This is a genomic window from Pseudomonas sp. 1L-E-NC-VB-C3 (assembly GCF_057291535.1).
Map to the genome: position 1 here is coordinate 151,923 of NZ_JBXAWD010000005.1, position 13,843 is coordinate 165,765.

The window sequence follows — 13,843 nt, forward strand, 5'->3', positions numbered from 1 at the left end:
TGTCAGCCGACCGATGAGTTGAATGACGCAACGCATTCGCGAGCAGGCTCGCTCCCACAGTGGCCCCTGGCGCTACAGAAAACCTGCCGGGCTCACTGCACCGGCAGGAAATTCAAGAACAGCAGGCTCTGCGCGTAATTCAGGCCGATCCTGCGATAGCGCTCATCGAGCATCTGCGTGAGCAGATCCAGGCGCGCGACGATTTTGCTGAATTCGGTGGCGAAGCTGAGGTTGCTGCCCTCCTCCGAGATTTCGTTGGAGAACAGCAACGGCTGGCCTTCCTTGTTTTGTCGTTGCGACAGAATCCACATGGCTTTTTCGATGTTGCGCGCGGCGTTGTGCACGAAAGTCGGGTTGATCGCGTCGGTCATGTAGAACTCGGTGCGATTGCCGTGAGCGGTAACCAGCATGCTGCCGATCGCATAGATGAAGGCGCCGACGCGGTCGCCGAGGAATTCCGGACTCATCGCATAGCTCAGCGCCGCCAGGTCCTTGCGCCCGCCCAGCACGGGCAACGGCTGCTGTTGCTCGACAGCGAGACGCACCTGTTTCACGGCGGCGTTGACGGTGAGGAAACCGGATTTGCGCAGTTCTTCCGGGTTGCGCAGGTAAAGCTTGCCCATCAATCGATAGAGGCTGTCGAGGTTGTCGCGCATCGCCAGGGTGGCCATGCGGTCGACGCTGGTCTGCAGAAATTCCTGCGGCTGCCCTTCTCGTATCTGATTGAAAAATCCATTGCCGTTCTGATGGCTGCAGCCGCTGAGCAACAGCGACAACAGGCAGGCCAGCAGCAGGCACGGGCGGCGGTGAGCGACGGTGATCAGGGCAAAAACACTCGGCATGAAGTCTCGGACAGGCACATTCCTGTGCGGCGGGAGTCACCGCATCCTGGCCATGCATAGAGCCGCCGATTGCGAAAAAGTGCAGTGCCCGGGCGGTGAGCCGACCTTCGGCGCTTTTCGCCATGTCAATTAGTCGGACTTTATATTTGCCAACAGCGGTAAATCCGCTATAAATCTTCTCTCTCGACTCAAATAGCATGACTAGTGACATGTAGGAGCTGCCGAAGGCTGCGATCTTTTGATCTTGCTTATAAAAATCAAGATCAAGATCAAAAGATCGCAGCCTTCGGCAGCTCCTACGGTCAATGCGAAAACAACAACAAAAAGGAAGGTCAACCATGCTTCAATCCCGTCACCTGCTCTCCGGCCTCGGACTGTCCCTGATGATCGCTACCCTTTCCGCCAACGCGGCGGGCCTGACCGCCGAACACAAAGCCTTCGGCAAAACCAATGACGGCACGCCTGTCGAACAGTACATCCTGCGCAACAGCCACGGCATGCAGGCCACCGTGATCACCTACGGCGCGACCCTGCAAGCGCTGAAAGTCGCTGACAAACACGGCAAGTTCGACGACGTCGTCTTGGGTTTTGACGATGTGCAGGGCTATCAGAAAGGCACCGCGTACTTCGGCGCGACCATCGGCCGTTTCGGCAACCGCCTGGCCGAAGGTGCTTTCGAACTTGATGGCAAGCGTTATCAAGTGCCGCAGAACGACAAATCCAACGCCCTGCACGGCGGCCCCGAAGGTTTCGACAAGAAAGTCTGGAAGGCCAAAGAAACCAAGGACAAGGATTCGGTTGGCGTAACCCTGACCTACCTCTCGGCCGACGGCGAGATGGGCTTCCCAGGCAATCTGACCGCCGAAGTCACCTATCGCCTGACCGACAACAACGAGCTGCGCATCGACTACAAGGCCAGCACCGACAAGCCGACCGTGCTCAACCTGACCAACCATAGCTACTTCAACCTGGCCGGTGCCGGCAATGGCGATATTCTCAAGCAAGTCGCCATGATCAACTCCAGCCATTACACGCCAGTCACCGCCAAACTGATCCCGACCGGGGAGCTGGCGCCTGTCGCCGGTACGCCGATGGACTTCAGCAAACCGACGGCAATCGGCACGCACATCAAGGCTGATCATCCGCAGCTGAAGTTCGCCGAGCCGAAACAGGGCGGCTTCGATTTCAACTGGGCGCTGGACACCAAGGGCGATGTCAGCAAGCTCGCCACCGAAGTCAGCGACCCGCAATCCGGACGCGTCCTGCAACTGTTCACCAGCGAGCCGGGCGTGCAGTTCTATACCAGCAACTTCCTCGACGGCACGGTCAAGGGCAAGGGCGGCAAGGTCTATCCACACTGGGGCGCGTTCACCCTCGAGACCCAGCACTACCCGGATTCGCCGAACCAGCCGGACTTCCCGAGCACGCGGCTTGATCCGGGGCAGACTTACGCCCACAGCGTGATCCTGAAGTTCTCCACCAAGTAACCTGCCATGCTCCCCCTGTGGCGAGGGGATTCATCCCCGTTGGGATGCGAAGCAGCCCCAAAAACCTGCAATAGAACGCTGTCTGATACAGCGCGAGTTGCAGGATCGGGGCTGCTTCGCAGCCCAGCGGGGATAAATCCCCTCGCCACGATTGACCGGTTTCATCCTTGACTCCTCCTTCCTTCCGGGAACCCTTGCTCTATCCTGCTGCCCACTAAAGATATCGACTCTTTAAGGCAGGAGGTTTGGATGCGTACTCTTGAATTGGCCGGCGTACAGGTTCCCGTGATTGGTCAGGGCACCTGGCGCATGGGCGAGGATCGTTCGGCGCACAGCCGTGAAGTGGCGGCGCTGCGCACCGGCATCGAGCGGGGCATGACCCTGATCGACACCGCCGAGATGTACGCCGAGGGCGGTGCCGAAACGGTGGTCGGCGAAGCCATCGCCGGTCTGCGCGATCAAGTCGTTCTGGTCAGCAAGGTCTACCCGCACAACGCCAGCCGCCAGGGCATCCCGCAAGCCTGCGAGCGCAGTTTGCGTCGGCTCGGCACCGACTACATCGATCTGTATCTGCTGCACTGGCGCGGTCAGTATCCGCTGGAGGAAACCGTCGAAGCCTTCGAACGCCTGCGCGAGGACGGCAAGATCGGCCGTTGGGGCGTGTCGAATTTCGATGTCGATGACCTCGATGAACTGTCCAGCTCGGCCTGCGCCACCAATCAGGTGCTGTACAACCTCGAGGAGCGCGGCATCGAATTCGATCTGCTGCCGTGGTGCCAGCATCAGCGCCTGCCGTTGATGGCTTACTGCCCGATCGGCCAGGGCGGCGCGATGCTCGCCGAGCCGGTTCTGCAGGACATTGCCAGTCGTTACAACGCCACCCCGGCGCAGATTTCACTGGCGTGGCTCCTGCGCCAGGACGGCGTGATTGCGATTCCCAAGGCTGTGCGCCCGGAGCATGTGCAACTCAATGCCGAGGCGGCGCAGTTGCAACTCGACGCCGGGGATCTGACGGCGCTGGACAAGGTGTTCCCGGCGCCACAACGCAAGCAGCGGCTGGCCATGGTCTGAGCTGCCGACTGTGAGGGCTTCGCCATGAGAAGCACAGATCTGCACGACCCGTACAACCTGCAACGTTTTGTCCAGGCTCAGGACCCGGTGTTCGAACGGGTCCAGCGTGAACTCGAGACGGGCCGCAAGCGCAGCCACTGGATGTGGTTCGTCTTCCCGCAGTTCGCCGGGTTGGGCGGCAGCGAGATGGCCCGGCGCTTTGCCATTGGTTCAGCCGAGGAAGCCCAGGCCTATCTGGCCCACGAGCTGCTCGGGGCGCGGCTGCGCACCTGCACGCAACTGGTGCTGAATGTGCCGCAGCGCTCGATTGCAGACATTTTCGGCCATCCCGATGACCTGAAATTTCATTCTTCGATGACTCTGTTCGCCCAGTTCAGCGCCGAGGACAGCCTGTTCCATCAGGCACTGGAGCGGTACTTCCACGGCATTCTCGATGAATGGACGCTGCAATTGCTCGACTCAAAACAGGCCCAGTTGCCCACCGATCAGGGTTGAGAAGTCGTCGTCGACAAACGGCAGAATCGCATCCGCTACCGGTTGCAATTGGCGGGTGATGTAGTGGTCGTAGTCGATGGCGGCGCGGCGTACCTCCAGCGGCTCCGGGCCGGCCAGGGTGATGACGTAGCTGATCCAGCCGCCGTTCTGATATTGCCGTGGCCGCCCGTGCTCGGCATTGTATTCGTCGGCCAGCCGCGCCGCGCGGACGTGCGGCGGCACATTGCGTTCGTAGTCGTCGAGGGTGCGGCGCAGGCGCTTGCGGTAGATCAGCCGATCGTCGAACTCGCCAGCGAGCGTCTTGCGCACGTAGTCGCGCACGTAATCCTGATACGGCTTGCGCTGGAAAATCCGCTCATACAGCTCCTGCTGAAATTGCCGGGCCAGCAGCGACCAGTCGGTGCGCACGGTCTCCAGGCCCTTGTAGACCATTTCTTCGCTGCCATCGGCGCGGGTAACGAGGCCGGCGTAGCGCTTCTTGCTGCCCTCCTCGGCGCCGCGAATCGTCGGCATCAGAAAGCGCTTGTAGTGAATCTCGAACTGCAATTCCAGCGCGCTTTCCAGCCCGTATTCCTCGCGCACATGCGCGCGCCACCAATCGTTGACGTGCTTGACCAGCGCATGGCCGATCTGCGCTGCTTCTTCCTGGCCGTGCAGACTGCGCAGCCAGACGAAGGTTGAATCGGTGTCGCCGTAAATGACCGCGTGGCCCTGTTCTTCGATCAACTGGCGGGTGCGCAGCATGATTTCGTGGCCGCGCAAAGTGATCGACGAGGCGAGCCGGGTATCGAAAAAACGGCAACCACTGGAGCCGAGCACGCCGTAGAAGGCGTTCATGATGATCTTTAACGCCTGGGACAGCGGCGCATTGTGCTCGCGCTTGGCGGTTTCGCGCCCTTCGGCCACCCGCGCCACGATGGACGGCAGACAATGTCGGCTGCGCGAGAAACGGGCGCCACGGAAGCCCGGCACCGAGTCGGCGTCATCCGGGTGTTGCAGGCCCTCGATCAAGCCCACCGGGTCGATCAGAAAGGTGCGGATGATCGACGGGTAAAGGCTTTTGTAATCGAGGACCAACACCGATTCGTAAAGCCCCGGGCGTGAATCCATGACAAACCCGCCGGGGCTGGCCTGCGGTGGATTGGTGCCCAGATTGGGTGCAACGAAGCCCTGGCGGTGCATCAACGGCATGTACAAATGGGTGAACGCGGCGACCGAACCGCCGCTGCGGTCGGCCGGCAGTCCGGTGACGCTGGCGCGTTCGAGCAAAAACGTCAGCAGTTCGGTCTTGGCGAAGATCCGCGTGACCAGCTCGCAGTCCTTGAGGTTGTATTTGGCCAGCGCCGGTTTGTCCTCGGCGAACATGCGGTTGATCTCGTCCATGCGCTGGTATGGGTTGTTGATCGCCTTGCCTTCGCCGAGCAGGGTCTGCGCGACGTTTTCCAGGCTGAACGAGGGAAAACTCCAGGTCGCCGAACGCAACGACTCGATGCCATCGATGATCAGCCGCCCCGCTGCCGAGGCGAAGTAGTGATTGCGGCTGCCGTGCTCGCGCCACTGCATTTCTTCGCCGCCACGACCGATCTTCAGCGGCACGCCGAGACGCCGCGCGTGTTCATGGAGGATGCGCAGGTCGAACTGCACAACGTTCCAGCCAATGATCGCGTCAGGGTCGTGGCGGGCGAACCAGTCGTTGAGCTTCTTCAGAATGAGCGTGCGCGAATCGCAGTATTCAAGGTCGAAATCGACAATGCTGGCATCGCCATTCGGCGCGCCGAGCATGTACACCTGGCGCTCGCCACAGCCTTCCAGCGCGATGGAATACAGCTCGCCGTTTTCGGTGGTCTCGATGTCGAGTGAGACCAAGCGCAGTTTCGGCCGGTAAATGGGGTCGGGTTTCAGTTGGGCGTTGATCAGCACGCCGTCAGCATCAGGCGTGCCGCCGAACAGCACCGGCGCGGTGATGAAGCGCTCCATCAGATAGCGTTCCGGTGGGCGCACGTCGGCTTCAAAAACATCGATGCCGGCGCGGTTCAGCGCGGTTTCGAGGCGCATCAACTGGCCGTGCTGCTGGCAATACAGACCGAGCACCGGACGATGCTGAAAATCGAGCAAGGCCAACGGTCGCAGCTCTACATTCTTTTCATCGTGCAGCAGACGCTCGGCTGCTTCTCGCTGTGCGGCGGGAATAAATGCGACCGACGGCTGATGCGCCAGACGCACGCGGCGCGGCCCGGCGTCCGTTGCCAGCCAGAACTCGACTTCGGTGCCGGCCGGCGTATCGCGCCAATGCCGGGTCAGGACGAAGCCCTGCTGTAAATCCACCAATGCGACCTCAACGTTTCAATCAGAACGCCATTCTACGCAGCATTTGTGGCGAGGGGATTTATCCCCGCTGGCCGCGAAGCGGCCCCGCTTTTAATGAAAGGGCCTGCTGCGCAGGCCAGCGGGGATAAATCCCCTCGCCACAGATAAATCCTCTGCCAAAGATAATCCCCCTTGTTACATATAAATTCTCTAACCACAGATGCTTCATTCACCGATACAAAGAAGTTTTTTCCGGCAAATGGCGTTTTTTGCACGCTAACTGCCGCTTTGCCACCTTGCTCTGCGCAGCTGCGTCTACGATGCTTGATGAACAACGACAACACCTGAGTAACCGCCATGAAGACCGTCGCCCAACTGCTCAAGCTCAAAGATCAGAAAAATCAGGAAGTGCACCAGATCAAACCCGATCACATGGTGCTCGAAGCGCTGATGAAGATGGCCGAGAAAAACGTCGGCGCCTTGCTGGTGGTCGAAGACGACAAAGTGGTCGGCATCATCAGCGAGCGCGACTATGCACGCAAACTGGTGCTGCACGGGCGCTCTTCGGTCGGTACGCCAGTGCGCGACATCATGGTCAAGGACGTGATCACCGTGGATACCCGACAAACCGTCGACACCTGCCTTGGCATCATGTCGGACAAACGCCTGCGCCACTTGCCGGTGGTCGAGGACGGCCAGTTGATCGGCCTGTTGTCGATCGGCGACCTGGTGAAGGAGGCGATTGCGGAACAGGCCGAACTGATCAAACAGCTGGAGCAGTACATTCGCGGCGACTGAGCCCACCGCCGTGATCCCCTTGTGGGAGCGAGCCTGCTCGCGAATGCGCCAGGTCAGTGATGATCGTTCCCACGCTCTGCGTGGGAATGCAGCCCGGGACGCTCCGCGTCCCTCTAGAGCCGAACGCGGAGCGTCCGTTGAGGCATTCCCACGCAGAGCGTGGGAACGATCGCGCCTGTCAGGCCGGCCAGTGCCGCTCGAACACCGGTGCCAGCACCGGGTGCCGGTCGATCCTTTGCAGCCATGCATAAAAGCCCGGGCGGGTCTGGCGCAGGTGTTCGCGGCTGCCGGCCCAGCGGCTCACCACGGCCGCCAGCACATCCAGTGCACCGGGCGTTTCATCATCCAGATACAGCTCCCCGGAAAACTGATCGGCAAACACCTCCCAACTGAAGTGCAGGCGCTGGCGCGTGCCGGCGATCAGGTTTTGCCGTGCGCTCTCGTCAGGCGCGCTCAGCCAGCGCTCGGGGTAATCGATGATGCCAACCGCTGCGTAGCAATTGCTGACGATGTAGGCGAGACCGCGAATCGCCTGATCACGATCGGCTGCCTCGCTCGGCAGCAGGCCGGACTTGGGAAACGTCAAGCCCAGGTGAATCAGGATCGCCGCACTTTCGGTCATGGCGCTGCCGTCCGGCAGTTGCAAGGTCGGTATCTGTTTCAACGGATTGAGTTTGCTCAGCGCCTCGTCAGCCTCGGCGCTGGCTTCGGTATCAATGAAGCGATAGGCGATCTGGCACAACTCCAGTGCCGCCTCGATGGCGGCCGCGCCGGAATTCTTGTGACCGTAGAGCTGGTACATGTCCGTTCCCCCGATAAGGCCTTTGCACAGGGTAGATGGCTGGCTGGCCTGACGTAGAAAATTCTGCAAATGTGTCGTGATTGGCACGTTTTTCCCATGCACTGCCGACTTGCGAAATCGACCTTCGCCAATCAGCGCTGGCGGTGCCCATCCCGCACCAAGAGCATTCATCGAACGCTATCCGCGTTCTTGTAAGGTGCGACAGCGAACCAAAAGTTCGCCTGTCCGAGCTGGCAACAAGGAGTTCACCCGTGAATCTTCAAATGCTCCGCCGTACGACATACCCGACTTACTCGCAAATCCAGCCGCAAGTTCAGCCGAACCTATTCAGCCTGGCGCGCTTCTCCTTTATTACCTGAAACCCAATGCACACTTTGCGTGCCTGGCGATCGAGCGATCGCCGGGCGCCAAGTGTTATTTATTTTTTAAATACCCTATGAATAAAAGGCGGCCTAGCAAGATTGTCGAACAATAACTTGCTGCCATTGAAGTTGCACCAAAAGCGCACGCCCAAATGTGATGCAGTTACCAATACTCCAGAATCAAAATAAGGAACTTGTCCCGTGAGCCGCTGAATGACTGACCTGCACCAAATCGATTCGCTACGCACCGATAGGTGCTAAGCCTGATCACCGAGCAGCCGCTCTATCCCGTCGATTGGCGTGATACAGCGTTCCCTCTGACTCGCTCTGGAAAAAGCCCTTCTGCGAGGACTTGAGGACCACTTCGCGCCGAATAAACAGCGGGCGAACTTGAAACTTATATAAATGCGACATGAGCAATACCGAAGATATGCGCTCAACCGGTTTCAGCAACATCTGGCACACCTGTTGCAAACTGTAACAAACCTGAGACAGCTCACGTCTCCACACAACAACAAGCCACGGAATGGATAATGAACAATCGATATAGATACTAATAAGCCAATAAGTTTGTTCGAGGCCGTTTAAACAGATAGTCCAACTATCGGCTCGCGTACACCTTGAAGAAAGTTGCACCCACTCACTCGAACATCAGCCATATGTTCGGACGGCACCTTATTGCCCTTCATCTGACCCGAGGGAGCTTTAATGAACGATGCGGTAAAGCACAAAACCCTGCCCGGGCCGTTGCGGCAAGCGCCGGTCCCGCCGGCAACGGGCAGGCCGGCGTTTACAGCCAACACGTCACGACCCGGCGGGTTGAACAAACCACAGATGCTCTTGCTGATCGCCGTGTCGGCGCTGATACACGGCGGCGCGTGGTGGTTCTTCCATCAGGCGCGGCCGGAGCCACTGCCGACGCCGCCGGAAATTCCGGAAATGACCGTCGAGCTGACCAGCCCGACGCCTCCGGCCCCACCGACACCGGAACCACCACCGCCGCCCCCGCCTCCACCGCCGCCGGAACCCGAGCAGCCGGTGGAAGACGAGGACGCGGTGAAGCCGCCGCCCAAACCGGTGGAGAAGCCCAAGCCAATCGAAAAACCAAAACCGGTCGAGAAACCCAAACCGGTGAAGAAAGTCGAGCCACCGAAAGCACCGCCAGCCCCGGCGCAACCTGCCGCACCTGCGGCGCCGACGACACCGAGCGCACCACCGGCACCACCTGCTGCGCCCGCTCCGGTCAAGGAGTCGGCGGCGATTTCCGGCCTGGCCAGCCTTGGCAACCCGCCGCCGGAATACCCGTCGCTGGCGCTGCGCCGCAATTGGGAAGGCAGCGTGGTGCTGCGCATTCAGGTGCTGGCTAACGGCCGTGCCGGTGCGGTGACGGTGACCAAGTCCAGCGGCAAACCGCAACTGGATGAGGCGGCCGTCGCGGCGGTGAAGAACTGGAAGTTCATTCCGGCCAAGCGCGGTGACACGCCGATCGACGGCTTCGCCACCCAGACCATCGATTTCAAATTGCCGCAATGACGGCACAACCGACTCATTACTGATTAACGCAAGCGAGGTGTAGCCATGAACGATTCACTGTCTTCGATGATTGTCCCCGGTGTGCTCTGGGGTCTGGTGCTGTTTTCCGTGGTCAGTTGGGCGATCCTGCTGGTCAAGTCGGCCCAGTACCTGCGCCAGAAAGCGCAGAACAAACAGTTCGCCAAAGCCTTCTGGAGCGCGCCGGACCTGCTCACCGCCGCCGAACACGCCAGCCAGTATCCGGGCTCGCTGGCGCGCATCGCCAGCAGCGGTTTCGAAGCCCTGCTGGTGGAAGATTCGCCGCGCACCACGCAGCAACTGGCGCACACCATCAACCGTTCCGACCGCCTGGAACGCAACCTGCGCCAGCAGATCCAGAAGGAACGTCGCTCGCTGGAAAACGGCCAGGCGATCCTCGCCAGTATCGGCAGCACCGCGCCGTTCATTGGTTTGTTCGGCACCGTGTGGGGAATCATGGAAGCCCTGCAAAGCATCGGCGAAACCGGCTCGGCCAGCCTTGAGGCGGTCGCCGGGCCTATCGGCCACGCGCTGATCGCCACTGGCGTGGGCATCGCCGTCGCGGTGCCGGCGGTGCTGATCTACAACTTCTTCCTGCGTCGGCTGAAACTGGCCTCAGCGGACATGGACGACTTCGCCCACGACTTCGACGCCCTCGCCTCGCGCAGTGCCTTTTCCATCAGCCGCCAGGCCATTGCCAGCAAAAGCACCACCGCCGTGCGGGAGGCCAGCTGATGTCCTTTTCTATCCAAGACAGCGATGAAGTGCTCAGCGAAATGAACGTCACGCCGCTGGTCGACGTGATGCTCGTGCTGCTGGTGGTGTTCATTGTCACCGCGCCGCTGATGACCAACGCGATCAAGGTCAACCTGCCGAAAACCGACGCCGTCGCCCCTGCCGAAAAGAAAGACCCGGTGGTGGTCAGCGTCGATCAGGACGGCAAGTTCTATCTGGCCAAGACCGAACTGGCCCCGGAATCCCTCGAGGCCAGTCTCAAGGAGGTCAAGGCCAAGGACGCCGACGTGCGCGTGCAGTTGCAGGCCGACGCCGCCGTCAATTACGGCCAGGTGGCCAAGGCGATGGCATCGATCGAGCGCTCCGGCATCAGCAAGATTTCGGTGATGACCACCCACTGAGTGCGGTGCCGGATGGGTGTTGAAACACCCGCCCGGCGCCGCTGAAAGAAATCCCGTCGCACCCGGCCGACCGAAAAAACGCCCCGCGTCTTCGGAGGGGATCGGCTTGCTTGAAGAAAGTGGTTTTCCGCGCGCGGTATCACCGGAAGCGGAGCAATGAGCGGCTCACAAGGCCAATTCGATAACGTCTGAAAATCGGAAACAACCATGCTGATGAACACTCCACGCTTCACGCTCAAACCTTTGGTGGCAACGATGTCTCGCCACCGTTTCGTTCCGCTGTATCTGGTGGCCATGGGGATGGGCGCCGGGACCGTGCAAGCGGCCGAGGACGACAACAGTGCCACGCCGGCAGCCGCTGTCGTGGCGGCGCCGACCACGCAACTGCAACGGGTCGAAGTGACCGGTTCGGCGATTCGCCGGGTCGATGCGGAAACGGCGGTGCCGATCACCATCCTCAAGGCTGACGAGCTGCGCAAACAGGGCGTGACCACCACCGCCGAACTGGTGCAGCGCATCACCGGCAGCCAGTCGATCAACAACAGCGCCGGCTCCGTCGGCGCGGCAACGGGCGGTGCGTCGTTTGCCGACATGCGCGGCATCGGCGCGAACAAAACCCTGGTGCTGCTCAACGGTCGACGCCTGGCCAACAATGCCTTGTCCGGCACCAACTCCGCCGGCGGCGCGGTGGATCTGAACATGATCCCGTTTGCCGCCATCGAACGCGTGGAAGTGCTGCGCGACGGCGCCTCGGCCCTGTACGGCACCGACGCCATCGGCGGTGTGATCAACTTCATCACCAAAAAATCTCTCACCGATGGCGCCCTGACCCTGGGCGGCGAAACGCCGACCCACAGCGGTGGCGGCGCGACCAAAGACATGAGCGCCAGTTGGGGCTACGGCGATCTGGAAGAAGACCGCTTCAACGTCCTCGGCGTGTTCAACTACAACAAGCAGCAGAACCTCGACGCCAACGACCGCTCCTTCGCCACCGACTATGCGCCCGGTCGCGGTCTCGATCAGACTTCCGGCACCGCGTTCCCCGGCAACTACAGCCAGAACGGCAACGCCACCAACCCGTTGGCCAACAGCAATTGCAACGGCCCCAACCTGATCGCCCGCGACGGATTGTGCCGCTTCAGCACCCGTGAATACATCGATCTGGTGCCACAGACCGAGAAGACCTCGTTCTTCGGCAAGACCACTGCCAAGCTCGGCGATGATCACAACGCCAACCTTGAATATTTCTGGTCGCGCAACAACAACGCCGTCGCCGTCGGCCCGGCGCCACTGACTGGTCTGAGCCTGGATTCCTCGTCGCCGTACTACCCCGGCAATGGCATCACCCCGGCGCCCACCGATTTCGCCCTCGACCCGACGCAGCCGGTCGATGTGAACTGGCGTGAAACCGCTGCCGGCCCGCGTGAATCGAAAGACCAGAACACCAGCCAGCGCTTTCTGCTGAGCTTCGATGGTCTGGTTGGCGGCTGGGATTACAACGTCGGCGCCTCGTACAACCAGAACAAAATCGTCTCCAGCGTCACCAGTGGCTATGTCAGCGATCAGGCGATGATTGACGGGCTGGCCAGCGGTTTGCTCAACCCGTTCGGCCCGCAGACCGCTGCCGGCCAGCAGTACATCGATGCCGCCGCGTACCACGGCGCCTACTCCACAGCCGTGGGTCGCGTGGCCGGGTTCGATGGTCGCGTCAGCCGTGAAATCGGCGACTGGTTCGGCGCAGGTCCGTCCGGTCTGGCTCTGGGCGGCGAGTACCGCAAGGAGAAATTCCATCAGGACTTCGAGTCGTTCGCCGGCGACATCCAGAGCCTCGGCATCGACCCGGCCGGCAGCGTCGAGGGCGACCGCAGCGTCAAGGCCGCCTATGCCGAACTCAACGTGCCGGTGCTCGACAGCCTCGAACTGTCCGCCGCTGTGCGCCACGACAAATACAGCGACTTCGGCAGCACCACCAACCCGAAATATTCGTTCCGTTATCAGCCGATCAAAGAGCTGGTGGTGCGTGGTGCCTACAGCGAAGGTTTCCGCGCGCCATCGCTGTACGAGCTGTATTCGCCGCGCAGCATCACGTTCACTCAGGGTTACTACAACGACCCGGTGCTGTGTACCGGCGGTGTGGTGCAACCGGGCGGTAACGGCGGGCGCGATTGCGGTCAGCAATTCCTCAACCAGATTGGCGGCAACGAGGATCTGGCCCCGGAGAAGGCGCGCAACGTGACGTTGGGCTTCGTCTACCAGCCGATCAGCAATCTGTCGGTGGGTCTGGATTTCTGGTGGATTCACATCTCCAACCAGATCCAGCCGTTCCCGGAATCCACCGTGTTCGATCAGGCCGGCTCCTATCCGGACCGCTTCGTGCGCAACGCCGACGGCACGCTCAACTACATCGTCACCGGCAACGCCAACCTCGGCGTCGTCGAGACCAATGGTGTCGACGTGTCGCTCGACTATCGCTTCCCGAACACGCCATACGGTCAGTTCGGCCTCGGCCTGCAAGGCACCTATGTCGACGAGTACGACTTCCAGAGCACCATCAAAGGCCCGTTCACCGACAAGGTCGGCGACTTTCAGGGCGACGGCGTGATCGCGCGCTGGAAGCACAACCTCACCGGCAGCTGGAGCTTCGGCGCGGCACGGGCGGCGCTGACCAACCGCTTCACCACCGGTTACAACGATTACGACCGCGAGACGCACGCGCGGGTGGCGTCGTATTCGGTGTGGGATCTGTCGGCCGGTTACACCTTCAACAAAGTGCTCGACGTTGATGCCGGGATGAAGAATGTGTTCGACCGCAACCCGCCGTTCTCCAACCAGGCCTACAACTTCCAGAGCGGCTATGACCCGCGCTACACCGACCCGCTGGGCCGGACATTGTTTGCGCGCATGACTTACCACTTCTAACCCGAGATAAAGCGCATCCCCCTGTGGGAGCGAGCCTTTGTGGTGAGGGGATTTATCCCCGATGGGGTGCGAA

11 protein-coding genes are annotated in these 13,843 nt (G+C 60.9%); 8 read left to right on the plus strand and 3 right to left on the minus strand.

Going from position 1 to position 13,843, the window contains the following annotated elements:
- Positions 1 to 92: 92 nt before the first annotated feature.
- Positions 93 to 842: a hypothetical protein gene (locus AC0Z5Z_RS10570; RefSeq protein ID WP_056788708.1), complete on the minus strand. Its 750-nt coding sequence runs from the start codon at positions 840 to 842 to the stop codon at positions 93 to 95.
- A gap of 338 nt (positions 843 to 1,180) precedes the next feature.
- On the opposite strand from AC0Z5Z_RS10570, the gene AC0Z5Z_RS10575 reads away from it, so the two are divergent.
- The 3 genes from AC0Z5Z_RS10575 (at position 1,181) to AC0Z5Z_RS10585 (ending at position 3,895) form a co-directional block, all read left to right on the plus strand.
- Positions 1,181 to 2,329 carry an aldose epimerase family protein gene (locus AC0Z5Z_RS10575; RefSeq protein WP_485611030.1) on the plus strand — a complete coding sequence of 383 codons (1,149 nt, stop codon included), beginning with the start codon at positions 1,181 to 1,183 and terminating at the stop codon, positions 2,327 to 2,329.
- A 249-nt stretch (positions 2,330 to 2,578) separates the two neighbouring features.
- A complete protein-coding gene (locus tag AC0Z5Z_RS10580) occupies positions 2,579 to 3,400 on the plus strand; it encodes an aldo/keto reductase (RefSeq protein WP_252884508.1) in 822 nt (273 codons plus the stop codon).
- A gap of 24 nt (positions 3,401 to 3,424) precedes the next feature.
- On the plus strand, positions 3,425 to 3,895 hold the full coding sequence (locus tag AC0Z5Z_RS10585) for a DUF1810 domain-containing protein (protein WP_056788700.1): 471 nt from the start codon (positions 3,425 to 3,427) through the stop codon (positions 3,893 to 3,895).
- Here AC0Z5Z_RS10585 and AC0Z5Z_RS10590 read toward each other — a convergent pair.
- Positions 3,860 to 6,220, minus strand: coding sequence for a DNA polymerase II (locus AC0Z5Z_RS10590; protein WP_315435401.1), 2,361 nt, complete (start codon positions 6,218 to 6,220; stop codon positions 3,860 to 3,862). The genes AC0Z5Z_RS10585 and AC0Z5Z_RS10590 overlap by 36 nt on opposite strands.
- Before the next feature lie 339 nt (positions 6,221 to 6,559).
- On the opposite strand from AC0Z5Z_RS10590, the gene AC0Z5Z_RS10595 reads away from it, so the two are divergent.
- Positions 6,560 to 7,000: a CBS domain-containing protein gene (locus AC0Z5Z_RS10595; RefSeq protein ID WP_041477195.1), complete on the plus strand. Its 441-nt coding sequence runs from the start codon at positions 6,560 to 6,562 to the stop codon at positions 6,998 to 7,000.
- Positions 7,001 to 7,178: 178 nt separating this feature from the next.
- On the opposite strand, the gene AC0Z5Z_RS10600 is transcribed toward AC0Z5Z_RS10595, so the two are convergent.
- Positions 7,179 to 7,802, minus strand: a complete 624-nt coding sequence (locus AC0Z5Z_RS10600) for a glutathione S-transferase N-terminal domain-containing protein (protein WP_252886464.1) — start codon at positions 7,800 to 7,802, stop codon at positions 7,179 to 7,181.
- Positions 7,803 to 8,872: 1,070 nt separating this feature from the next.
- Between AC0Z5Z_RS10600 and AC0Z5Z_RS10605 the strand changes: the two genes are divergently transcribed.
- The 4 genes from AC0Z5Z_RS10605 to AC0Z5Z_RS10620 all read left to right on the plus strand — a co-directional run bounded on the left by AC0Z5Z_RS10605 (position 8,873) and on the right by AC0Z5Z_RS10620 (position 13,770).
- Positions 8,873 to 9,697 carry an energy transducer TonB gene (locus AC0Z5Z_RS10605; protein ID WP_252886465.1) on the plus strand — a complete coding sequence of 275 codons (825 nt, stop codon included), beginning with the start codon at positions 8,873 to 8,875 and terminating at the stop codon, positions 9,695 to 9,697.
- Between the two features lie 45 nt (positions 9,698 to 9,742).
- Positions 9,743 to 10,450 (plus strand): MotA/TolQ/ExbB proton channel family protein, encoded by a 708-nt coding sequence (locus tag AC0Z5Z_RS10610; protein ID WP_041477200.1) that lies wholly within the window; start codon positions 9,743 to 9,745, stop codon positions 10,448 to 10,450.
- On the plus strand, positions 10,450 to 10,851 hold the full coding sequence (locus AC0Z5Z_RS10615; protein WP_315435402.1) for a biopolymer transporter ExbD: 402 nt from the start codon (positions 10,450 to 10,452) through the stop codon (positions 10,849 to 10,851). The genes AC0Z5Z_RS10610 and AC0Z5Z_RS10615 overlap by 1 nt, the downstream gene beginning before the upstream one ends.
- A 207-nt stretch (positions 10,852 to 11,058) precedes the next feature.
- The gene (locus tag AC0Z5Z_RS10620) at positions 11,059 to 13,770 is read left to right on the plus strand and encodes a TonB-dependent receptor (protein WP_315435403.1); all 2,712 of its coding nucleotides are present in this window, start codon (positions 11,059 to 11,061) and stop codon (positions 13,768 to 13,770) included.
- Positions 13,771 to 13,843 lie beyond the last annotated feature (73 nt).